The sequence below is a fragment of the Ruegeria sp. YKSF070 genome (genome assembly GCF_059612725.1).
On the sequence record NZ_JBXWRD010000029.1, the window covers coordinates 12,035 to 33,100 of the forward strand.

Below are 21,066 nucleotides of genomic sequence, written 5' to 3' on the forward strand. Positions count from 1 at the left end.
CATGCCGAAACCGCTTCACCAGTTCGACCGGCAAGAGTTGTCGACCTATCTCGCCACGCATATCGACAATTTCGGTCAGCTCGACGAGATCGAACGATTTGGCGGTGGGCAGTCAAATCCCACCTACCGGATCGTCAGTGGCCCGCATGCCTATGTTCTGCGTGCGAAACCACCCGGCCGTCTCCTGTCCTCGGCGCATCAGGTGGACCGCGAATTCCGGGTGCTCGGCGCATTGGCAGACACGCCGGTACCCGTTCCGAGGGTCTATCACCTGAGCGGCGAGCAGAACCCGCTTGGCACGATGTTCTACGTGATGGAAATGCTGGATGGCCGGATCTTCTGGGACCCGGCCCTGCCAGAACTGGTCCTCGGGGAACGCGCCGATGTCCATGATCAGATTTGTACCGCGCTGGCGCGGTTGCACGCGATTGATCCGGCATCAATCGGATTGGCCGATTTCGGTGCACCCGGCAATTACTTCTCTCGACAGCTCAGACGCTGGACAAAACAGTATCGCGAAAGCGCCGACGGATACGCGGCCGGGATTGAACACCTAATCCGCTGGCTTGAGACCCATGAACCCGAGGACGACGGGCAGGTCAGCATCGTGCACGGCGATTTCAGGATCGACAACTTGGTCTTTTCCCATGATGCCGAAACCCTGATCGGTATTTTGGATTGGGAGCTTTGCACCCTCGGCCACCCGATTGCAGATCTGGCATATTTCTGCATGTGCCTCCGGTTGCCGGAAAATGGAGTCATCAAGGGATTGGGAAAGCTGGATCGCACCGCTCTGGGCCTTCCCGACGAAAGAGCATTTGTCGAACGCTACTGCGCGCAGCGCCGGATCGACCTTCCGCAAGACTGGACGTTTGCGCTGGCCTTTTCCTTCTTTCGCCTGATCGCAATTGCAACGGGGGTCATCCAAAGGGCGCAGCAGGGCAACGCGACCAATCCCGCCAGCATGACGGAGATGCGGCAGGCGGTCGATAACCTCACGGCGCTTGCCATCGAGGTGACCCAAGGCCGGTAAGCCAATCCGCGGCTGACGCCCGACGGGCGCACCGACAAGAACCGCTGCTCGACCCATCATTTCATGATCGTATCGGTGACGGATGGCAAAACCGTGGCACCGGGCCGCGACGTTCTGGTTGTCTGCCTCTCGTTCGTGTAGCGGCCGTTTCGGTTGGTCAAAAACTCATTCGGCTCGGTCGTGGAAAGAAATTGCCAAGCCGGTCAAGCTGTGGCTTCCGCAAGACGCACAAGCGTGGATCAAGAAAGGCTTCCATACGCCGACACGTGATGCGCAACCGTGATCGATGCGTTCAGATCCAAGGTTCGGGAGGGCGCGATCACTCTCCCGAACCTGAAAATCAAAGCCATGTGCGCGCGGCCTTGTCTGCCACTCTCTTCGAGAAAAAACGCAGCGAGTTTCCGAACATCATATCCAGTGAAAACGCGATAGGCAGCGCAATCAGAATGCTTTGCCCCCAGACCCGCAGCCACAGCCACGAGACACCGAACTCCAAGAGGCTGAAGACACCCGACAACGCCATCGACATGAAGGCGGACATGACCAAAGAGCTCGCGAGCCGTTGTAGACGATCATGACGCAACATGTTCGACAACCTCCTGCATGGACAATGCCTTGGCCGCGGCGGACAGATCGGCCAGCGCGTTCGGCTCGGTGATGCGCCCGGTTTCCGCGTCATAAGCGTCATGAAAGCTCGCAACGGAAACCGCCGCCTTAAGGTCCGCGCCGAAAAACGGTGCCGAACCTTTGGCCGCGGCCAGCACGCTTCCTGCGCCCCCCGGTCCGGGAGAGGTCGCAAGGTAGACGGTCGGTTTGTTCTGGAACACTTTCTGATCGATCCGGCTCGCCCAGTCGAAGAGGTTCTTGTAGGCCGCGGAATAGGATCCATTGTGTTCGGCAAAGGATACGATCACGCCGTCGGCGGAACCGATCTTGTGGTAGAATTCTCTGGCTGCTTGCGGTTGGCCGATCTCCTTCTCGATATCTTCGCTGAAGATGGGTAGATCATAGTTGTTCAGGTCCAGGATCTCGATCTCGGCATTCGGAACCAGTGTTGCGGTAAACCGCGCCAACGCCTTGTTGATCGAGTTCTTCGTGTTACTTGCGCCAAACGCTACGATTTTCATGGGTGTTCTCCGATCGTTATTGGAAGGTTTCAGTGAATTGGATCAATACGAGGTTGCATCCGCTCTGCGTTTCCAGTTCGAGCGCATCACCCTCGATGATATCGCCAGCCTTGACCGGCTCACCATTCGCTGTGGCGTGACCGTTACTGAGAAACGCCACGAAACGATGCCCGGTACGAGCGGTTTGCCCGGGGTTCAGAAGACCGATCTGGCACGTCATCTTGCTCTCGAATGTACCATCTGACCCGCCCAGCACGGTTGTGATCCGCCCCTGTTCAAGCGCGATGTCCCGGTACTCGGGCCTGAGCCCGCGTTTCGGAGGCAGAAACCAGATCTGCACCAGTTCCGTATGTTGACCGGTCAGATTGAATTCGGCGTGTTGCAGGCCCGTTCCCGCGCGTTGCACCTGGACACCCGGCCCTGTGATGGTCGTGCCGTGGCCGATAGTGCCTTCGTGGCCAATCTTGCCGTTGGGGATAAAGCTGATGATGTCCACATTCCGATGAGGATGCATCGGCGCGCCGTCTCCGGGCTTGTAATATCCCGTCGCCAGAAAGATGAAATCTCCCAATCCATGGCTGATACCGGGGCGCTTTTCAGCGCCCGGAAAGACGCGTGGGCTCTGCACCATGCGGGTCTCGACAATACCGGCAAAGCCACCTAACGGCAGGTCATCGCGGTGAATGATGCGTATGTTTGTCTGGGTCATCTCTGTTACTCGACTGTGTCCGAGAGCAACCTAGAACCGGCAATCAGCAATTGATAATATCGTTTCTTCACTATTATGATCTAATTATTAGATCACCACGAAGGCGCGACCATGACCCTGGAACAACTGATTGTTTTAAACGCCATTGTCGAACATGGCACATTTCGCGCGGCGGCAAGCCATTTGAACAAGGCTCAATCCGCCATCAGCCATATGATGAAAAAGCTTGAAGACGAGATCGGGTTCGAGTTGCTGTCGCGCGACGCCTATCGACCATCATTGACGGAACGGGGCGAGGTGATCTACCGACATGCCACACGCGTTCTGCAACGTGTACAGGAACTCAAGTCGATCGCGGCGACGTTGCGCAGCGAGCAAGAGGCCGAAGTGGCACTGACCGTCACGGCCACTTACCCGCTGCCTCCGATCCTGTCCCTGGTCAGCGAGATGACGGCCCGGTTCCAGGCCACTCATATCAAGATGTCACGCGACAACATGGGGGGATCGCTGGAAAGGCTTCTGGCCGGAGACGTGCAGATCGCAATCTCGACGCTGGATGACGTGCCGCTGGACCGCATCGAGGCGCTGCCTCTGAAACCGGTCATGATGATCCCCGTTTCACATCCCGATTTTCCTGCCGCCCAGGACGACCGGATGAAATCGGATACCGAGATGCAAACCCATATCCAGGTTGTGGTATCCGACAGCGCTCGTTCAGCCACGCAAAGCAGGGGCATCCTGCCGGGTGGCTTGCGCTGGACGGTGTCCGACTTCGCCACCAAAAAGGAGATCCTTATAGCGAATATGGGCTGGGGCGGTTTGCCCCAGCACATGATACAGGCAGAATTGGACGAGGGTTCTTTGGTGCCGCTCAACATCGAAGGCTACCCGCCCACACGGGTTTCGCATTATGCGATGCGCAGGCGTGATGTGACGCAGGGCACGGTTGCGCAAGCCATTTGGGACAGCTTGAGGATGCCGAAGACCCAAGACGCCTGACAAGACCCCTGCGACCAAGCTTTCGGTCGGACAAGACGCCAGAAACCTGCCTTGGGGATTGCCCTTGTGCCGCTTGGTCGCTGCGGCACGATAGAAGGGCTGCACATCATTGAACGCCGTGGAGTTCGCGACGGCGAAGGGCGGCCGCTCCCAGAGATCGAAGCGCATAGCACCATCCGAGAAAATGGCCGCTCCACCTTGGCAGACGAGTGTGAACGAGGTCTTTCCCGATGCGGTTATTCTTGAGGTTTAGGCGACACGTCGCGTGGAGCAGATCACGCCGGGGCGGGAGCAACCCCGGCGTGATCCTCCTCAGGCTCAGAGCCTGGCAAGATTCCAATCACCATCTGCGGCAGGAATGCCAAAGCTCTGGCGGGAGTGGGCCCAACAGAAACGTCACAGTCGCAGCACGTGCACGGTGCAATGGGCGTGCCGAACCACCAGCGCCGCCGTCGAACCCAGAAAGAACTCCTTCATTCCCGGCCTGTGAGAGGCGAGAACGATGCAGTCTATGCCGTTGTTGTTGGCAAACTCGGTGATCGCCCGCCCGGCCGACTGGCCTTCGAGCAGAAGAGGAATGACACCGGTTTCCCCTCGCAGCCGCTCAGCCAGACTGGACTGTGCCTTGTTGTAGGATTTCTCGGAAACACCTTCGTCCATGTAGTACATGATCTGCTTGTTAGGTGGTTCATGGACATGGACTGCGGTGATTTTCCCTCCCTCGGAAGACAGGGCGCGGGCTGCCGCAAGTGCCTGTTCACTGATGCCGTGTTCCAACGAAAGAGCGACCAAAATATTGCTGTACATAGTTATCCTCGCGTTTCGGGTTTCTGTCGTTTCGCCGGCTCTCCCAGCCTGCCGCTTGTTCTCAAGTGTCATTTGTCGGGCCGGTTGCCGCGCATCCCGGAACCCAATCCGGGATGCACGATTGTTGTCTTGATCCGGCGTGCCTTGGTCTGCGTGCCTTATTTCCCCAGCAGAAGGTCAGGCAAAAACAGGGCAAGCTCGGGAACGAACGTCGTCAGCATCAGCGTTGGCAGCCAGGCAAAGATGATGAAGATCAACGTCGGCCAAAGCATCCGCGAAACCGGCTCGTCACAGACCTGAGCACCCAGATAGAGCAAAGGTGCCGTCGGCGGGGTAATGTTCGCCATGCCGAGGTTTACGCCAATGACAGCCGCAAAATGGATCGGATCCATCCCGGTGCTTTGCGCGATGGGCAACAGGATCGGCGTTGCCAGAAGAAGGCCCGAGATATCATCCATCAGCATCCCGATCAGGATCATCACGACGTTGATCATCAGCAGGATGACGATCGGATTATCGGAAACCGAATAGACCAGGTCTTTGGCCAGCTGCGGCGCGCCCTGCGCGATCAGATTGTCCGATACGATCAGAACCATGAAGATCATGACCATCACCACGCCGATGGTGACGCCCGACCCCTGGATCGTTTGAGCCAGAGTTTTCCAGGTCAGGCCGCGGTAGAAATAGATCGCGATGGGGATCGAATAAACCACTGCGATACCCGCCGCTTCGGTGGGCGTCATGATACCACCATAGATCCCGCCGAGGATGATGAGAGGCATCATCAGGGCGGGCCCTGCCAGCCGTGCCTGACGACCGAAGGTTGGCAGGAAAGGCTTTGGCCGTTCCGTCAGGTTGATACCGTCGTATTTACGCAGCATGAACTGATTGACCACGATCAGCAGCGTGATCAGGATGATCGCCGGGATCACAGTGGACAGAAAGCACTTCAGAACGTGCTGCTGAGCAACCCATCCGTACAGGATGTGGGACGAGCTTGGCGGAATCAGAAGACCAAGTGGGCTTGCGGCAACAATGAGCGCTGCCGATTGGCCCCCCGGATAATTGGCCTTTTTCAGGTGTGGCATCATGATGCCGCCGATACAGGTCAGCGTGGCGTTGGCACTGCCGGAAATCGACCCGAAGACCCCGCAAGCCAAGACGCCGGCCGCGCTGAGACCGCCCTTGATATGCCCGATGAACATTTCTGCAAGTGCGACAAGAGGCGCTGCGATCTTGCCTTTCTCCATGATACCGCCGGCAATCATGAAGAGCGGGATTGCCAGAAGAACCAGTGACCGGATCCCCGTCGAACCCGTCGGCAGGTATCCCGTGATCGATTGATCCCCGACAAGAGCGATAAAGATCAGAACCGCCCCAAAGGCCACAAAGACACTGACACCAAGAAGCAGCATCGCGCAGACGATAAGAAGACTACCGGTGATGATCATTTTGCGGCCCTCCTGGACAGGTCGGATTTCAGCGGAAGGCCAAGCCCCTTGCGGATATGAACGTAGAGGTAGGCAGCGGTGAACATCGCCATGAAGCCGAAGGCGATCATGATCCCGATCCGCCAGCTCACGAACGGAATGCGCAACACCGGGGTTGCCCGCAAACGAGGGAACGAGAAATCGTCAAGCAGCGAGACATAGCACGCGTAAACAAGAAACAGGATCACCAGCAATTCGACCATCAGCACGACAAACCCGCGCCACCAGATCAGCCGGGGGTTCTGGATCACGATCCCAAGTATGTCTGCATTGATGTGCAGATTTCGCGCCGAGGCGAGGACAGCACCGGCAAAAAAGCCGACGATGCTGATCCCCAGAAGCCATTCCTCGTAGGCAAAAAGGTCGCCGCCGAATCCGTATCTGATCACGACCACGGCGCCGAATGTGAATGCCATCAGAAACCCTGTGAACATCACGATCTGCCGCATGACCAATGCTACCAACTTCATGGGATAGCCAATGACAGCAGGCAGTTCGTCGGTGATCCTTTGCGGGCGGTTGCTTTCCTCGTCGAGGATGACCGGCGGCCGTTCGTCCAATGTACTGGACATTTTCTCCCTCCCTTCCCTTTTACGCTGCAAAGCAAAAGGGGCCGGCTGCTGTGCCGGCCCCCGCTGGTCAGTTGTTCTTGGCTGCCAGCAGACGGTCGATGATGTCCTGCCCGACGTTCTTCGCCATTGACGGCCAGACCTTTTCCTGGACATGCGCAGCCATTGCGGCTTGTTCTTCGGCGCTCAGGCTCAGGATGGTGTAGCCCTTGTCCAGCAGCTTCTGCCCAAAGACTTCGTCGTTCTCGCGATTGTACTCAAAGAAGTCGTCCGACGCCTTGCTCATTGCCGCCTGGAGGGCATTGCGCTGTTCGTCATTCAGCTTGTCCAGCGTCCGCTGCGACGCATAGAAGGTCGTCAATTCAGAGATCGAGTTGTATTCGACGAAATGCGTACCGACGTCCGACTTTGCGAAGATGGAGTAGGTTGCGGTCTTTGTGCAGCAGATCGCGCCATCGACGATGCCGGACTGGATTGCCGGAAAGATGTCACCCCAGGCCATCGTGGTAGCCTGGAAACCGAGCTCTTCGACCATCGATTTCACGACACTCGAAGACCAGACACGAATGTTCATGCCCTTGTCTTCGAAAGTGTTCCAGTTGGTCGGTTCCTGCGTGGCAACGATTCCGACGAAACCTTCCGGGTTCTGGGCCATGATCTTGACCCCATATTCCCCGGTAATTTCTTGCAGGATCTTGTTATACTCGGAATCCATGTTGCGCATGATGTTGTTCATGTCGTCCCAGCCGCTCACAAGGAACGGCATCGAAAGGAACTCGAGCCGCGGATCGGTATCCGCATAGATAAAGGCAGCGGCCAGATCGATATTGCCGCGCGCCACGTCCTCGAACAGTGCCTCGCCCGAGCCGAGCTGGTTTGCCGGAAAGACTTCGATCGTCAGTCCGACATTCGCTGCCGCGACGTCGGCCGCGACCTGCTCCATCATCTTCGTGCCCTGATGGTCGATCGGGAAAACGCCGGCAAAGCGCAGCTTGATGTCATCTGCGGCTGCCGCGGTCGACATCACTGCGCCGATGGCGCCCGCAATCACGACGTTCTTGATCTTGTTCAAACTCATTTGGGTTTGTCCTCCTGTTGGCGAGTTGCGCCCGTCCCATGACGGGCAATGATTTGCTCAAGACAGCAAATTTCTGGGATCTTCGAATTTGTGAGTAATGGTGCGGAGCGCCGTGTTGGCCCCGTTCACCAGGCGGTCATTCCGGGGCAATGCCGCCTTGGGGCCGCTGTCAGCCAAAGACAGGGCACGCGGCAGGGTCACTTTGTCAGCGACACAGACCGAGGTGAGAGCGACACTATCCGGCGCTTTGGCGATGCAATATCGCACGACACCATTCACCACATGAGAAGGGTCGGCACGATTTGTCGCCTTGGACTTGGCAACGGCAACCGCTTGGCCCAATGTCTGCACGCCTACCAGCGGGACCCGCCCGGACCGCGCACCTGTCACGGGCTTGAAGACCGGTTGGGTTTCTTCTTGTTGTGGCGAAGCAGAGATTTGGCCACGCCTGTCGTGTCCGATCAAATCGATCGGGGGGGCATCTTTCATGATCTGGGTCCTTCTGGGAAAATCAGTCAGGGGTCATGGCAGGTCCGCCAGAACCTCGCCCAGTGTTTGGCACAGAGTTACGATTTCGGGCTCAGAGATGATCAGCGGCGGAGACAACGCGATGATGTCTCCGGTGACGCGGATCATGATCCCAGCGTCCCAGGCCCGTTTCATTGCCTCGTAGGCCCGCGCTCCCGGTGCGCCATCACGCTGCGCAAGTTCAATGGCACCGACCAGCCCCAGGTTCCGAATATCCATGACATTCGGCAAACCTTTCAGCGCATGCAGCTGTTCCTCCCAAACCCGCGACAACAACGCAGCACGCCTGAAGAGATCGTTTTGTTCGTAGCTCTCAAGCGTTGCCAGGGCCGCCGCGCAGGCCATCGGGTTGGCCGAATAAGTATAGCCGTGGAACAGTTCGATAGGCGCATCCGCGTTTTCCATGGCGGAATTGTAGATTTCGTCGCGCACGATCACGGCACCCATCGGGATGACGCCGTTTGTGAGCCCCTTCGCAGTGGTGATGATATCCGGGGTAACCTCGAAATACTCCGCAGCCGTGGCCGCGCCCAAACGGCCAAAGGCGGTGATCACCTCGTCGAAAATCAGGAGGATACCGTATCGGTCACAGATTTCGCGCAGACGTTTCAGATAGCCTTTCGGCGGCAACAGAACGCCCGTCGAGCCCGCCATCGGTTCGACGATCACTGCCGCGATGGTCGAGGCATCATGCAGGGCGACAATACGCTCCAGATCATCGGCAAGCTCTGCTCCATGAGCCGGGCAGCCACGCGAGAAAGCGTTACGCTCAAGGTCATGCGTATGCGGCAAATGATCGACGCCCGTCAGCAATGACCCGAAATACATCCGGTTCTTGACAATCCCGCCGACGGAAATGCCACCAAAGCCGGTCCCGTGATAACCGCGCTCCCGTCCGATCAGCCGAGTCCGCGACGCATCGCCCCGCATCCGGTGGTAGTGCAGTGCGATCTTCAGTGCAGTATCGACCGATTCAGACCCGGAATTGGTGAAGAATGCGTGGTTCATGCCTTCGGGCATCAAGGCGGTCAGCCTTGAGGAGAGTTCGAATGCCTGCGGATGCGAGAATTGAAAACTCGGCGCATAGTCCAGCTCTTGGACCTGGCGCTGCAAGGCCTCTACAATCAACGGATCGCGATGCCCAGCGTTGACGCACCAGAGACCGGCCGTACCATCCATGACCTTCCGACCGTCGGCGCTGGTATAAAACATGCCTTCGGCAGACTGGATCATCCGTGGGTCGCGCAGGAAATCGCGATTTGCCGTGAATGGCATCCAGAACGATGTCAAAGTGTTGCGCTTATCGAGCACCGGAAATCCCTCTTGGTGAATTTTAATATTGTTGACATGTTTGCAGATGCGCCGAATGCTGTGCAGCCGGTTTTGTAGAGATCTCTAAGGCGTTGAAAACTTGGGAGTGCGAAACTATTCTGCTTTTGATCGAAAGCAGGAAAGCGCCTTGGGAGAATCCGTCACATCAGATTTGGAAGTTGCACGGCGATTGCGATTGATTCGAACGTCGAAGGGTTTGAGTCAGCGTGAAATGGCCAAGAGAGCAGGCGTCGGCAGCGGTACGATCTCACAGATCGAAAGTGCCTCGACCCAACCGTCAGTAGCGCTTCTCAAGAAAATCCTTGCCGGTGTTGATGTGAATCTGGGTTTTTTCTTCAGCTTCGAGTTGAAGGACGACGAAGGCTTCTTTTTTCCCCATAGCGGTATGCGCGACCTTGGCTCTCACGGTATTTCCTACCTTCTCGTCGCGGGTGAGCGGCGGAATCGCAAGCTTCAGATGCTGATAGAAGAATATGAAGTCGGTGCAGAGTCCGGCCGGACCGCGCTTTCGCACGAGGGCGAGGAATGCGCGGTGGTCATCGAGGGCAGGCTTGAGGTTACTGTCGATGGCCAATCCCGTGTTCTGGGACCCGGGGACGCTTACTATTTTTCCAGCATCCTTCCCCATCGGTTCCGTAATGCAGGTGACACCGCCTGCAAGGTGATCAGCGCATGCACACCATCCTCGTTTTAGGATAAACACCTGTGCGTTCGGTTTTCACGCTGGCAACTCTACCCGGTCGATATCGGGCTACTCGTCCAGATAATCTCGACATTGACAGCACCCGCTGAACCTTCGCTCAGGCTGTGATTGCGACAAGATCGTCGCCGGTCCACCTGCCCGGCAGGCCAAACGACAATCGCATCCGGGATTCGACCGCTGGGCTGGAAATGGCGACGGTCTATGCCGCGCTGGGATCAGCGGTGTTGGTGGTCGAGTTCATGGACCAGATCGCCCCCGATGCCGAGGCCGTTCGTATCCTGCATACGGCGCTATAAGCGGATGGTATCACCCTGCATACCGGTACCAAGGTTGCCTCTGTCAAGGCGACCAAGTCGGCGCTGACACTGACATGCCAACATGCGTTCGAAGGCGCGATCAGGGCTGACGCCGTCATTCAAGCGGTTGGGCGCAGCGCCAGTGGCGACAAGATCTCGGTGACAAAGGCCAATATCGAGGTCATCGACCGGGGCGTCATCCCGGTCGATGGCTCGTGCGTCACCTCGAACCCGGCGATCTTTGCGATTGGCGATGTCACCGGCGACCCAATGTTGGCGTATCGCGCCACCGTTCACGGATTTAACGCCAGAGGATCGGGCTAATGTATTTTGTCCTCATGTCCCGAAATACGCCCTGTTCAGATCATCGTCCTCCATCAACTCCTCGGGCGTGCCACTGATGCGCAGATGGCCGGTTTCGAGGACATGGACCCTGCGCGCGAGCGACATCGCGAAGTTGATGTTCTGTTCGGTGATCAGAATGGTCAGCCCGTCCTCTTCATTCAGACGACGCAGTGTCTGGGCAATCTCCGAGCAGACCTTGGGAGACAGGCCAATCGTGGGTTCGTCTACCAGCAGAAGCCGCGGAGAGGTCATCAAGGCCCGGCCCACGGACACCATCTGGCGTTCGCCGCCGGATTGGGTCGCGGTTTCCTGATTGGCGCGGGCCTTGAGAACGGGGAACAGTTCGTGCACATGGGCCAGGTTGCGGGCGATGTCGTCGCGGGCGGTGTAGCCACCTACCAGCAAGTTGTCCTCGACCGTCATGAAGGGGAACAGATGCGCCCGTTCAGGCGCGTAGCCCACGCCCATCTCGACGATTTCGGACGAGCGGCGCCCAACCAGGTTCTGCCCGTCCAGCCGGATCGCACCGGTATTCGAGACCATGCCCATGATCGAATCCATCAGTGTGGACTTGCCCGCACCATTGGTTCCGATCACCGCGACGATATCCCCCTTGTCGACCGAGAACGAGACGTCATGCAGCGATTGCGCCCGTCCGTAGAAAGCCGAGAGATTTTCGATTTCCAGCAATGCCATTGCGTGCCCCCTCAATGCCCCAGATAGGCCATGCGCACGGCCTCGTTGCTCATGACCTCCTGATAACTGCCCTGGCAGACGAATGTGCCCTGCGTCATCGCGATGGCGCGGTCGATCAGAGGTTCGAGCGAACGCAGATCGTGGCTGACGATGACATAGGTCAGCCCCTCTTGCCGCTTCTCGTTGAGCAGGCCAGAGATTTGCGAGATCTCGCCCGCTGTCAGTCCGGCGAACACCTCGTCCAACAGCATGACCTCGGGCCGGGTCGCCAGGGTTCGCGCCAGTTCGAGCTTGCGCAGGTCTCCCATGCTCAGCTCTGCCGGGTCGCGGTGCAGGTCCGCTTCGCTCAGCCCGACCGACCGGGCCAAGGCGACTCCCTCCTTGTGGTCAAAGGGCGACAGCAGCATGCCCAGGATCGAATCCGGCATCAGTCCGACCTCGATATTGGCCAGCACGTCCATGTCCGCAAAGGGGCGTGGCACCTGGTAGGTCCGCGCGACGCCCCGGCGGATACGTTTGTGGGTCGGCAGGCGCGTCAACTCCTCGCCATGCAAGCGGATCGAACCGGAATTGACCTTGTGCTCGCCCATGATCAGGGAAAAGATCGTGGTCTTGCCTGCTCCGTTTGGACCGATCAGCCCCACGCTTTCGCCCTTGTCCACCGCGAATGACATGTCATTTGTGGCCACCAGCCCGCCAAAACGCTTCACCACATGTTCGAGTTCAAGGATCGTGCTCATGTGCGGCCCCCGGTCAATCCGGCGCGGCCCTGCCGGATCACTTCGTAGAGGCCTTTGGGCTGATACATATAGAGCACCAGCGCAATGCTCCCATAGATGAAGTATCGCTCGGCCCCTGGCAGGACGGGCCGGAGGTATTCCAGCAGGAAGGTCAGGAAAAATGCTCCGCCCAGGGGGCCGATGATCGTCGAGGCCCCACCCAGAAGGGCGGCCACGATGATGGTGAATAGAAAGTTGATGTCGAAGAGCGCTCGCGGTGCGATGGAGCCCAGATAATGCACGTAGAAGGCGCCGCCAATTCCGGCGACTCCGGCGCCGACGGTAAAGGCGAACAGCTTCAGCTTGGTGGTGTTCAGGCCTGAACCTTCAACCGCTTCCTCGTTCATGCCGATGGCTGACAAAGCCGTGCCGAGTCGGGTTTTCATCATCGCCCACAGGGACATGGCGATCACCCCCATCAACCCGAGCGAAATATAATAGTTGTTCTCAGCGCCCCTGATCAGGGTCTCGACCCCCGAAATGCCGCGCGTGCCGCCGGTCAGATCGGGGCGGATCACCTGCACCAACTGATACATCAATTCCATGAAGGCCAGTGTGACCAGCGCGAAATAGGTGCCCTTGATGCGTAAGGCCGGCAGGAAGAAAAGGATTCCCGCTCCCATCGTCACCACAACGGCAATCGGGATCGAGTATCCCAAAGGCACGTCGAAACGATAGCTCAGGATCGCGCTGGTATAGGCCCCGATACCGATCAGAAAGGGGTGGCCGAAACTGATATAGCCGGTGCGCCCTGACAGCACATCCCAACTCATGGCGAAAATCGCCAGGTAATTGGCAAAGATGATGGTGCGCAGCGTCCCCTTGCCGACCAGTTGCGGCAGCAAGGCCATGCCACCGAGGAACAGCGCCCAGTAAAGCATATGTTGCCATTTGATTGCGGGTGTCATGTCAGAGCTCTCCCCGTCCGAACAGCCCTTTGGGCATCAGAACCAGCACCGTGATGATCAACAACATGGTGAACACGCCGCGTAGCTCGGCCGCGATCAGCGTCGTCGAGATGATCTCCATGAAGCCGATTATATGGGCGACGATCAGCGTGCCTATGATCGACCCGATGCCGCCGACGATCACCACGGCCACGGCAATGATCAGGGGCGCCACCCACATCGACGGCGAAAGCTGCGTGTAAGAGGCGAAGAAAACGCCCGCCACAGCGCCCAAAGCGCCCGACAGCCCCCATGTGATCATGTTGATCCGGTCCGGATTTATGCCGGAGAGCGCTGCGCCCTTCACGTCCATGCTGACCGCCGAAATGGCGCGCCCGACATGAGTCCTTCGCACAAAATGATAAAGCCCGATCAGGATCACCCAGCTGGCGATGGTCGCCGCCAGAATGTTGTAGGTGACCGTCGCCCCGCCGACCCGCCAGACCCCGTTGACGATGGGGTGCATGATTTTCGGACTGTCGTTGAACACAAGGACGATGCCCGCCTGGATCACCACTGCAAGGATCAGCGTCGAAATTTCCACGGCAACCGGGTCCGATTTCAAGGGCTTCACGATCAGACGGTGTTTCAGAAGTCCGGCAAGAATGCCGACCGCGACAGCCACCAGAATCCCGGCGATCTTTGGAAAGCCCAAGCTTTGCACTACCCAGAAATAACTGTACCCGCCCAGCATCAGATAGGCGCCATAGGCGAGGTTCAGAACGCGCCCGACGCTGAAGATCATGGTGAAACCGATGGAGATCAGCGCATAGAGGCCGCTCAGCAGCAGGCCCTGGATCAGGATCTGGCTCATGAGGTCATCCTTTGGGAAAAGTCATCGTCATCGATCCGGGGGCGTGACGAAAACGCCCCCGGACCAGCGAGGGGTCACTTGACCCAGCTTGGGACCTTGAATTCGCCGGTGGCGTATTTCGGTGGATAGACAACGGCGTTCGTGCCGTCCTCGTACCACTGGATCACCACCATCGACGGCGCGCCATCGTCATAGGGCGGCGTAATGTCAAAGCGGATGTTGTGCGGATAGGTGCGCCCGGTGCGCGGCTCCACCTCGCCCGGTTGCCAAAAGCCGTAGCGCAGCCACATCTGGCCATCCCGTTCCAACACGATGTCCTGTTTCTCCATCGCCTCGACCCAGGTCGTGTTGTTGAACCCGCCCGCCTCTTCGGCAGCTGCAAATGCCTGGTAAATGCCGTGATAGGCGTTGAACCCGTTGAAATGGGGGAATTTCGGACGGCTGTCGCCAAACCGCTCCACGTATTTGTCAGCAAATGCCTTGCTTACGGGGTCCAACGCGAAGCCGACCGAGGGCACCGGCGACAAGGTCGAGATGCCACCCCCGGCGCCGCCGGTGTCTTCCCAGTATTCCTGGCCAAGTGCCGCCACGTTGACCCCGGTCATTGCCTTGGGCACCTGCAACTTCACGTATTGCGAGCTGACCACCTGCGAGTTGACCGACGAGATGATATAGATGAAATCCGCCCCGCTATCCACGGCCCGGTTGAAGATCGGCGAGAAGTCGACCGTCGCCACGTCATAGACGATGGTGTCCACCACCTCGATGCCCGCTTCGGGTGCCAGCAGCTGACTGACCAGCCCGTTGATGGCGCCGCCGAACGCGGTGTCTTCCTGAAGGATCACCACCGATTTCCAGCCCATCTGACCGGCCAGCACGTCTTTGCCGAAATCGATATAGAGTGTCGCCAACGCCTCGTCAGAGGCGACATTCATGAAATAGGGTTTGTAGTCGTCATAGTCCTCGACCAGCTTGTCGATGATGCCGATATAGCTGGTCCAGGTGTCCAGGGTCGGGATCTGATACTCGACCATACGCGGCAGCCAGCCAAGGCTCACATCGTCGATCGACCCGGATATGATGAAATCGACCTCTTCGGTTTCGGCAAGGTACTCATAGGCCTTGATGCCCTCGGTCACGTCCTCGCCGGTATCGGCCTCGATCAGGGTAATCTGCTGACCGCCAAGAACGCCTCCCCTGGCATTCAACTCGTCGATAGCGATCTGTGCCCCGCGCAGCGTGCTGCGACCCGCGTCGGATGCAAGCGATCCGATGAACCCCACCTTAACGTCCGCAGCGGCGATCCCGGCGCTCATCAAGCAGGCGAGCGAAACCGAACTCAGCCACAGTTGCGTGTTCCAATTCATGTTGATCCTCCCAGAGATGTGTATTCCGTATACAGTACACGGTATCCCAATTCAGTCAATCCTTGCATCCGCCGTGGAGAAAATCGTGACGCAGCCTGACGGCACACGGGCCCATCGAGAGTGCGAAGGGGTCAACCCTGACACGGCAACTCGAAAAGTCCCGCCATCGATTCGGCGAACCGCACACCTTCGGCGCCGCCATCGCAACTTGATCTCGCTTCGGCCAGCAGACCGGGCTCGACGGTATCGGCAAGCACCGCCAACATGCCCTGCATGTAGTCTGGGGTGATCTCGGGTGATGCTGGATGGTGAATACATGCGCTCCGATGGAATAGGCGCTGATGTCGGCCAGCAGATCATTGCCAAGCGTTATCGTGCCCTCGGGCAGACGGGTGACGATCTCGCTATGCGCGCGCCAGAAACGCATATCCTCCAGCCGGGGCTGCATCCAGAGCATCGGCGAAGCGGCTGGCAAACTCAGACACATCGGCGTCGCTCAGAAGAATAGATATTTTCATCGGTGGCCTTGCGGTGATGGCTTGACACTCGCGGCCGGTCAGGGCCCGCCAAACCAAATGCCCGGATGTCTTGTTCCGCTCCGCCGGGCGGGGCGAACAGGGGTGGCTCAGGTCAACGGAATCGTACCATTCTCGTCATGGATCACGGCGTCGACCATGATTTCCACAACCATGCCCGGCGTGGTCAGCCCGGCCTCGACCGCCGCCATGACCGGATTAATGCCTTTGAAAGTCTCGCCATGGGCACGAACCAGCCCGGCTGCCCCCGTGGCCATGTCGGTCAGGAACCCTGTTGTACGCACAACGTGGCGCATCTCGGCGCCCACCTCCTCCAGCGCCTCGCGAATGCGGCCAAAGATATAGACCGACTGCGCATAGGCATCCCCAGGCGCGTGCAGTTTGCCGTTGGGTTCGATGGCGGTGGTGCCCGCAACCCAGACAAAGGGACCGACACGCTTTGCCCGAGCATAAGAGCCCACCTGTTCGAACCTACCGCCCGAGAAATAGGTTGCCTTGGCCATCATTCCGCCAGCCTATTGCGGATCGCCTCGGCCGCAGCCTTGAGCGCGGCCAGTTCGTCCGGCAGGAGTTTCATTTCATCCACGCTCACCAGCCCGGACTGACCCAGATGACAAGGCACCCCCAGCACCACGCCGTCGATCCCGTATTCACCTTCCAACATGACCGAGACCGGCACCGTTCCTGCGCGCGCGCCGCGAATGTGGTCCATCACCTCGACCGAGCTGTGCGCTGGTGCGATCACCGCTGATCCGGTTTTCTTGAGGGCCACGACCTGGCCGCCGCCTGTTATCGCATCCTTGACGCAGGCGGCGATCTTTTCCTCGCTTAGGAACACGTCCAAAGGCCGCCCCTTTATGCGCGAGGCCGACACGATCGGCGCCATCTCCTCGCCATGACTGCCTAGCGTCACCGCCTCGACATCCGCAGTGGTCACGCCCGCAGCCATGGCCAGCGCATTGCGAAAACGCGAACTGTCCAGCGTTCCCGCCATGCCCAGCACCTGGTTGCGGGGAAACCCGGTCGCGCGCAGCATCTCGAAGGTCATTTCGTCCAGCGGATTGGTGACGACGATAACGATAGCGTTCGGCGCATGGGCAGCGATTGCCGCACCCGCGGCATGGATCACCCGGCGGTTCACGTCGATCAGGTCGGCGCGGGTCATGCCCGGCTGGCGCGGTCGCCCCGCCGTGACCAGTACCACATCGGCGCCTTCGACCAGGGACAGCGAGGTGCCGCCATTGGCCCGTGCCCGCGAGCGGGTTACGCCGCTGGCGTGGTTCATGTCCAGTGCCGTCGCCTCGGCGACGCCCGGTGAAATGTCGATCAGGGTCAGTTCCTCGGCCATGTCCGCATTGGCGCACAGATGCGCCGCGTTGGCGCCAACGCCACCTGCACCAATAAAGGCGATCTTGCGGAACCGGCGCGGCCGGTGACTGATCCGGTTCGACGGAGCCACCCATTTTGGCGAGCGCCGCCACAGCGCCCGGCGCGCGGCGGTGTTGCCGTCGGTGCGCACCGCAAGCGGTTTTTCCAACGGCCCGACCACCAGTGCAATGCCAAGGCGATCAGCCTGATCCCTGGCCTCGGAGGTCACGATGTCCCCCGGCAGGACCTCGATCATATTACGTTGGCGCTTGCGCGCCTCGGCGACCGTTTCGGCCCCTATGACGCGCCGCCTGCTCATTTCCGGGCGGTCCCGTCAATGGCCTCGATCGCAGCCGAAGCTGCCTCCAGCGCGTTCTTTACATCATCCTCTCCGCCCGAGACGAAGAGACGCCCGAATTTGCCCACCGCGCGCACCTCGACGATGTCGATATTGGCGGCTTTTTCGGCCTCGTTGGCAGCCTGCGTGATATAGGCGGCCGGTTCACATTCCACGATGCCCAGGGTCTGACCCGGCACGATCAGCGAGCCCTTGCGCCACTTGTTCAGAAGCTGCGCCTGATAGGGTTCGACACTGGTGATCAGCTGGGTCGAGGCGACGGTTGGTTTGATCCGGTCCGACATGCTCTGACCAAGCTCGGCCAGGATCGCATCGCGGGCCGCCGTCACTTCGGCGTTGGAACTGGACCGCAGGATGAAGAACCCGAACTCACGCTCGACCAGTTGCGTTGTGGTTTCCACCGACGACGCTTTGAGCGCCCGGTCGATCAGGGTAAACACTCCGTTGCCCGGCGCGAATTCACCGATCAGCACCGTATCGCCGGCCAGCGGAACCGACCCCTGGACGGTGGCACCGTTGAAAGCCGCGAATTTCGGTTGAAGGTTGTCGATCTGCACAAGCGCGCGAATGGTGATAGCCATTTATCAAGCTCCGTAATCTTCATAGATGTCGCGCCAGGGCCGGTTCTCGTAGGCCACGCGCTTGATGTTGATCAGGTGCAACGCCGTCACGTTGTCCGATGTGATCGAGCCCGACCATGTGCCGGTGCCCAGCATGAATGAGGGTTCCAGATCGGTGGAGTAGCCCATGCCACCCAGGATGCCTGGCGTGTTGACCAGGATGCGGCCCGTCGGAATGCGGCTGAACTCGGCCACGATCGAAGGATCGTCGGAATGGATGATCGACGAATGCCCCCAGCCCTCGAACTTGGCGATGCGCTCGGCGATGTTGACGCCTTCCTCGCTGGTCGGCGCCTCGAAGAACGCCAGCACCGGGTTCAGCTTTTCAGCCGTCAACGGACGGTGCCAGCCGATCTCGGATTCCTCGCTGACAAGGCAGCGCGTGTTGGGCGGCAGCGAAATACTGGCCTGACGGGCGAGGCTTTCGGGGCTTTGTCCCACGTTGCTCGGGTTCATCGCGTGCTTGCCGGAAAAGATAACCTTGGCCAGCCGGTCGGCCTCTTGCGGTGTGCAGAAATAGGCACCGCGCATCTTCATCTCCTGGCGCAGCTCCCGGGCGATCTCCTTGTCCGCCACCACGGCCTGTTCGCTGACGCAGGCGGTACCATAGTCGAAGCATTTAGAGGTGATGATCTGCTCGGCCACTTCGCCCAGCATATGCGCCTTGGATTTGTGGACATAGCAGGGCACGTTGCCCGCCCCCACTGCCAAGGTCGGCTTGCCCGAGCTATAGGCCGCCTTGACCATCGCCGGCCCACCGGTGGCCATGACAACGCTGGTACGCTTGTGCCGCATCAGTTCGGCGGTGCCTTCCAGTGTGACTTCCTCCAGGCACTGGATCAGCCCTTTGGGGGCACCCATGCTCTCGGCGACGTCGGCAAGTATCTTGACCGTCTCGATCCCCGATTTCAGGCCGCGCGGATGCGGCGCGCAGACGATGGCGTTGCCGGCTTTCACTGCGCTCAGCACCTTGTAGATGATGGTGGAATTCGGGTTCGTCACCGGGATCAATGCAGCCACCACCCCCATCGGCACCCCGATAGCCGCGATCTTGGCGGCATCGTCGCGCCACAACACGCCCAGTGTCGTAATCTCGCGCAGGTAATCGGCCACCGACAGGGCATTGAAAAGGTTCTTCACCCGCTTGTCGGGCACGTTACCGTATCCGGTTTCCTCGACCGCCAGCACCGCCAGCCGCTCGGCCTCGGGTTCGATCGCGCGTGCCATGGCATCGACGATTTCGTCGATCAGCTTGGGGTCGGTGCCCAGAAACTTGTTGTAAGCTTCCCACGCCCGTTCGACGGTGCGGCGGGCGCTGGCGATGGATTTGAGATCCTTATCCATGGAGGCCCCCGTTCAGAATTGCATCAAACTGGAGGCGCGCTGCGCTGACATCCGTCGCCGTTACGCCGATTGAGTTGAGACTGCGCCCGGCTCCGCGCAGGTCGCGCTCGAGCACGGTCATGGCCAAGTCGATCATTGCCCGCGTCATCGGCACATTGCGTCCGGTCAGATCGGCTGCCGACACCAACGGGATCAGAGACCCGATCACCCCGGCGCGCAAAAGCTCCTTCGCCTCGGCGCTGTCGGGAATCTGCCGGGCGCCCGCGCCGCGCAGATTACCCGCGACCCTTTGTGTGGCTGCCACCGCGTCCTCGAGACCGCGCACGCCAAAATCTGCGGCTACGGCGACACGTTCTTCCCAAAGCCGCGCGATCACGGCCTGATGCGCTGCGCCGATCAGAGTGCGGAAAGTCGCGTTTTCGGCCAACGGCACGCCACCTTGCTGCACCAACGGCGCACCGTCGGAGGCGGCCGGACCACCAATCAGCAGTGCCGGAAGCTCGACCGCCGCACTGGCGTCGTCAAAGCCGGAATGCACGCACGAGAGTTCCGCACTGGCGTTGGGAAACAAGGGCTTCAACCCGGAAAGCACGTCGGAGCGACCCTGGGGGAGAGTCGCCACCGGAACCGGACCGCAAGCCGACAGGACCAGCGCCGACCTATCCCGCTGGATCCAGTAGGGTGCACCGCCGCATTCAACGATGGTCACATCGGCGGCACAACCGCCTGTCTGCAACAGCCAGGCCACCTCGACAGCGCCCAGAGAGCGGGCGTTGGGCAGAACCAGGACCTGCCCGTCCCGCAGATGATCCGCAAGAACCATTGCATAGGTGCGCTGCTTGTGGAGCGGACCGGTCAGCAGGATCAGTTCGGCCCCGGCTACGGCCTGATCCAGCGCCGCAGTGGTGCGGATGGATGGCCCCGAGGGCTGGTTTACATGGAACGAACCAATCGGGCCCTCGCCACGCAGGGTCACGCTGCCGGCGCTCCGCAAGTCGTCCAGTTCCTGCCCGTAAGCCGAAAAGAGAGTGACCTCCCGGTTTTCCGCAAGGGCCAGAGCAGCATACATGCGCGCATCGTCCCCGCCGCCCAGCACGGTCACCCGCGTCAGGGCGCGACCTGGGGTTGCGGCGCGGGTACTTGTCCGGCTGCTCACCGTGTTCGCGAATTCTTCAAATCCAGCAACGCTCATCTGTCACCTGCGCATGGGAAGCGGGTCGG

The 21,066-nt window shown here is 59.6% G+C and carries 26 protein-coding genes; 6 read left to right on the forward strand and 20 right to left on the reverse strand.

Annotation, left to right across the window (positions count from 1 at the left end; translation table 11 throughout):
• Window position 1 precedes the first annotated feature (1 nt).
• Entirely contained in the window at window positions 2–1,033 is a 1,032-nt protein-coding gene (locus tag AC2FL1_RS14650; protein WP_496877433.1) for a phosphotransferase family protein, read from the forward strand.
• A gap of 340 nt (window positions 1,034–1,373) precedes the next feature.
• Here AC2FL1_RS14650 and AC2FL1_RS14655 read toward each other — a convergent pair whose 3' ends face one another.
• The 3 genes from AC2FL1_RS14655 to AC2FL1_RS14665 are packed head-to-tail and all read right to left on the reverse strand — an operon-like array spanning window position 1,374 to window position 2,869.
• Window positions 1,374–1,721, reverse strand: coding sequence for a DUF2798 domain-containing protein (locus AC2FL1_RS14655; RefSeq protein WP_496877434.1), 348 nt, complete (start codon window positions 1,719–1,721; stop codon window positions 1,374–1,376).
• Complete coding sequence (locus AC2FL1_RS14660; protein WP_496830043.1) at window positions 1,606–2,160, reverse strand: NADPH-dependent FMN reductase; 555 nt, start codon at window positions 2,158–2,160, stop codon at window positions 1,606–1,608. The genes AC2FL1_RS14655 and AC2FL1_RS14660 overlap by 116 nt, the downstream gene beginning before the upstream one ends.
• 16 nt (window positions 2,161–2,176) lie before the next feature.
• Window positions 2,177–2,869, reverse strand: a complete 693-nt coding sequence (locus AC2FL1_RS14665; RefSeq protein ID WP_496830041.1) for a pirin family protein — start codon at window positions 2,867–2,869, stop codon at window positions 2,177–2,179.
• Between the two features lie 111 nt (window positions 2,870–2,980).
• On the opposite strand from AC2FL1_RS14665, the gene AC2FL1_RS14670 reads away from it, so the two are divergent.
• Window positions 2,981–3,868 (forward strand): LysR family transcriptional regulator, encoded by an 888-nt coding sequence (locus AC2FL1_RS14670; protein WP_496877435.1) that lies wholly within the window; start codon window positions 2,981–2,983, stop codon window positions 3,866–3,868.
• A 396-nt stretch (window positions 3,869–4,264) separates the two neighbouring features.
• On the opposite strand, the gene AC2FL1_RS14675 is transcribed toward AC2FL1_RS14670, so the two are convergent.
• The 6 genes from AC2FL1_RS14675 to aptA form a co-directional block, all read right to left on the reverse strand.
• Window positions 4,265–4,747, reverse strand: a complete 483-nt coding sequence (locus AC2FL1_RS14675) for a universal stress protein (RefSeq protein ID WP_496877436.1) — start codon at window positions 4,745–4,747, stop codon at window positions 4,265–4,267.
• 86 nt (window positions 4,748–4,833) lie between these two features.
• On the reverse strand, window positions 4,834–6,126 hold the full coding sequence (locus AC2FL1_RS14680) for a TRAP transporter large permease (protein ID WP_496877437.1): 1,293 nt from the start codon (window positions 6,124–6,126) through the stop codon (window positions 4,834–4,836).
• The gene (locus AC2FL1_RS14685; protein ID WP_496877438.1) at window positions 6,123–6,737 is read right to left on the reverse strand and encodes a TRAP transporter small permease; all 615 of its coding nucleotides are present in this window, start codon (window positions 6,735–6,737) and stop codon (window positions 6,123–6,125) included. Before AC2FL1_RS14685 ends, AC2FL1_RS14680 begins: the two co-directional genes overlap by 4 nt.
• Window positions 6,738–6,804: 67 nt before the next feature.
• On the reverse strand, window positions 6,805–7,812 hold the full coding sequence (dctP, locus tag AC2FL1_RS14690) for a TRAP transporter substrate-binding protein DctP (protein ID WP_496877439.1): 1,008 nt from the start codon (window positions 7,810–7,812) through the stop codon (window positions 6,805–6,807).
• A 57-nt stretch (window positions 7,813–7,869) separates the two neighbouring features.
• Window positions 7,870–8,301 (reverse strand): hypothetical protein, encoded by a 432-nt coding sequence (locus AC2FL1_RS14695; protein WP_496877440.1) that lies wholly within the window; start codon window positions 8,299–8,301, stop codon window positions 7,870–7,872.
• Between the two features lie 33 nt (window positions 8,302–8,334).
• Entirely contained in the window at window positions 8,335–9,651 is a 1,317-nt protein-coding gene (gene aptA, locus AC2FL1_RS14700; RefSeq protein ID WP_496877441.1) for an omega-aminotransferase AptA, read from the reverse strand.
• A gap of 232 nt (window positions 9,652–9,883) precedes the next feature.
• On the opposite strand from aptA, the gene AC2FL1_RS14705 reads away from it, so the two are divergent.
• From AC2FL1_RS14705 to AC2FL1_RS14715, 3 genes are all read left to right on the forward strand, one after another.
• The gene (locus AC2FL1_RS14705; RefSeq protein WP_496877465.1) at window positions 9,884–10,366 is read left to right on the forward strand and encodes a cupin domain-containing protein; all 483 of its coding nucleotides are present in this window, start codon (window positions 9,884–9,886) and stop codon (window positions 10,364–10,366) included.
• Between the two features lie 113 nt (window positions 10,367–10,479).
• Window positions 10,480–10,671: an NAD-binding protein gene (locus tag AC2FL1_RS14710; protein WP_496877442.1), complete on the forward strand. Its 192-nt coding sequence runs from the start codon at window positions 10,480–10,482 to the stop codon at window positions 10,669–10,671.
• Between the two features lie 15 nt (window positions 10,672–10,686).
• On the forward strand, window positions 10,687–10,995 hold the full coding sequence (locus tag AC2FL1_RS14715) for an FAD-dependent oxidoreductase (protein ID WP_496877466.1): 309 nt from the start codon (window positions 10,687–10,689) through the stop codon (window positions 10,993–10,995).
• A gap of 12 nt (window positions 10,996–11,007) precedes the next feature.
• Here the strand turns inward: AC2FL1_RS14715 and AC2FL1_RS14720 are convergent, their stop codons facing one another.
• The 6 genes from AC2FL1_RS14720 to AC2FL1_RS14745 form a co-directional block, all read right to left on the reverse strand.
• The gene (locus AC2FL1_RS14720) at window positions 11,008–11,712 is read right to left on the reverse strand and encodes an ABC transporter ATP-binding protein (protein ID WP_496830027.1); all 705 of its coding nucleotides are present in this window, start codon (window positions 11,710–11,712) and stop codon (window positions 11,008–11,010) included.
• An 11-nt stretch (window positions 11,713–11,723) separates the two neighbouring features.
• Window positions 11,724–12,452: an ABC transporter ATP-binding protein gene (locus tag AC2FL1_RS14725; protein WP_496830025.1), complete on the reverse strand. Its 729-nt coding sequence runs from the start codon at window positions 12,450–12,452 to the stop codon at window positions 11,724–11,726.
• Complete coding sequence (locus AC2FL1_RS14730) at window positions 12,449–13,399, reverse strand: branched-chain amino acid ABC transporter permease (protein ID WP_496877443.1); 951 nt, start codon at window positions 13,397–13,399, stop codon at window positions 12,449–12,451. The genes AC2FL1_RS14725 and AC2FL1_RS14730 overlap by 4 nt, the downstream gene beginning before the upstream one ends.
• A gap of 1 nt (window position 13,400) precedes the next feature.
• Window positions 13,401–14,252: a branched-chain amino acid ABC transporter permease gene (locus AC2FL1_RS14735; RefSeq protein WP_234143769.1), complete on the reverse strand. Its 852-nt coding sequence runs from the start codon at window positions 14,250–14,252 to the stop codon at window positions 13,401–13,403.
• 74 nt (window positions 14,253–14,326) lie between these two features.
• On the reverse strand, window positions 14,327–15,619 hold the full coding sequence (locus AC2FL1_RS14740) for an ABC transporter substrate-binding protein (protein ID WP_496877444.1): 1,293 nt from the start codon (window positions 15,617–15,619) through the stop codon (window positions 14,327–14,329).
• A 131-nt stretch (window positions 15,620–15,750) separates the two neighbouring features.
• Window positions 15,751–15,894 carry a hypothetical protein gene (locus tag AC2FL1_RS14745; RefSeq protein WP_496830018.1) on the reverse strand — a complete coding sequence of 48 codons (144 nt, stop codon included), beginning with the start codon at window positions 15,892–15,894 and terminating at the stop codon, window positions 15,751–15,753.
• Between the two features lie 23 nt (window positions 15,895–15,917).
• Between AC2FL1_RS14745 and AC2FL1_RS14750 the strand changes: the two genes are divergently transcribed.
• Window positions 15,918–16,127, forward strand: a complete 210-nt coding sequence (locus AC2FL1_RS14750) for a hypothetical protein (protein ID WP_496877445.1) — start codon at window positions 15,918–15,920, stop codon at window positions 16,125–16,127.
• 117 nt (window positions 16,128–16,244) lie between these two features.
• Here AC2FL1_RS14750 and AC2FL1_RS14755 read toward each other — a convergent pair whose 3' ends face one another.
• From AC2FL1_RS14755 to AC2FL1_RS14775, 5 genes are read right to left on the reverse strand one after another with little or no spacing between them, the layout of a single operon-like run.
• Window positions 16,245–16,661, reverse strand: coding sequence for a Rid family hydrolase (locus AC2FL1_RS14755; RefSeq protein ID WP_234143766.1), 417 nt, complete (start codon window positions 16,659–16,661; stop codon window positions 16,245–16,247).
• On the reverse strand, window positions 16,658–17,842 hold the full coding sequence (locus tag AC2FL1_RS14760; RefSeq protein WP_496877446.1) for a malate dehydrogenase: 1,185 nt from the start codon (window positions 17,840–17,842) through the stop codon (window positions 16,658–16,660). Before AC2FL1_RS14760 ends, AC2FL1_RS14755 begins: the two co-directional genes overlap by 4 nt.
• Window positions 17,839–18,462 (reverse strand): BMC domain-containing protein, encoded by a 624-nt coding sequence (locus AC2FL1_RS14765; protein WP_496830014.1) that lies wholly within the window; start codon window positions 18,460–18,462, stop codon window positions 17,839–17,841. The genes AC2FL1_RS14760 and AC2FL1_RS14765 overlap by 4 nt, the downstream gene beginning before the upstream one ends.
• 3 nt (window positions 18,463–18,465) lie before the next feature.
• Window positions 18,466–19,845, reverse strand: coding sequence for an aldehyde dehydrogenase family protein (locus AC2FL1_RS14770; protein ID WP_496830012.1), 1,380 nt, complete (start codon window positions 19,843–19,845; stop codon window positions 18,466–18,468).
• Window positions 19,838–21,037, reverse strand: a complete 1,200-nt coding sequence (locus tag AC2FL1_RS14775; protein ID WP_496877447.1) for a hypothetical protein — start codon at window positions 21,035–21,037, stop codon at window positions 19,838–19,840. Before AC2FL1_RS14775 ends, AC2FL1_RS14770 begins: the two co-directional genes overlap by 8 nt.
• Between the last annotated feature and the right edge of the window lie 29 nt (window positions 21,038–21,066).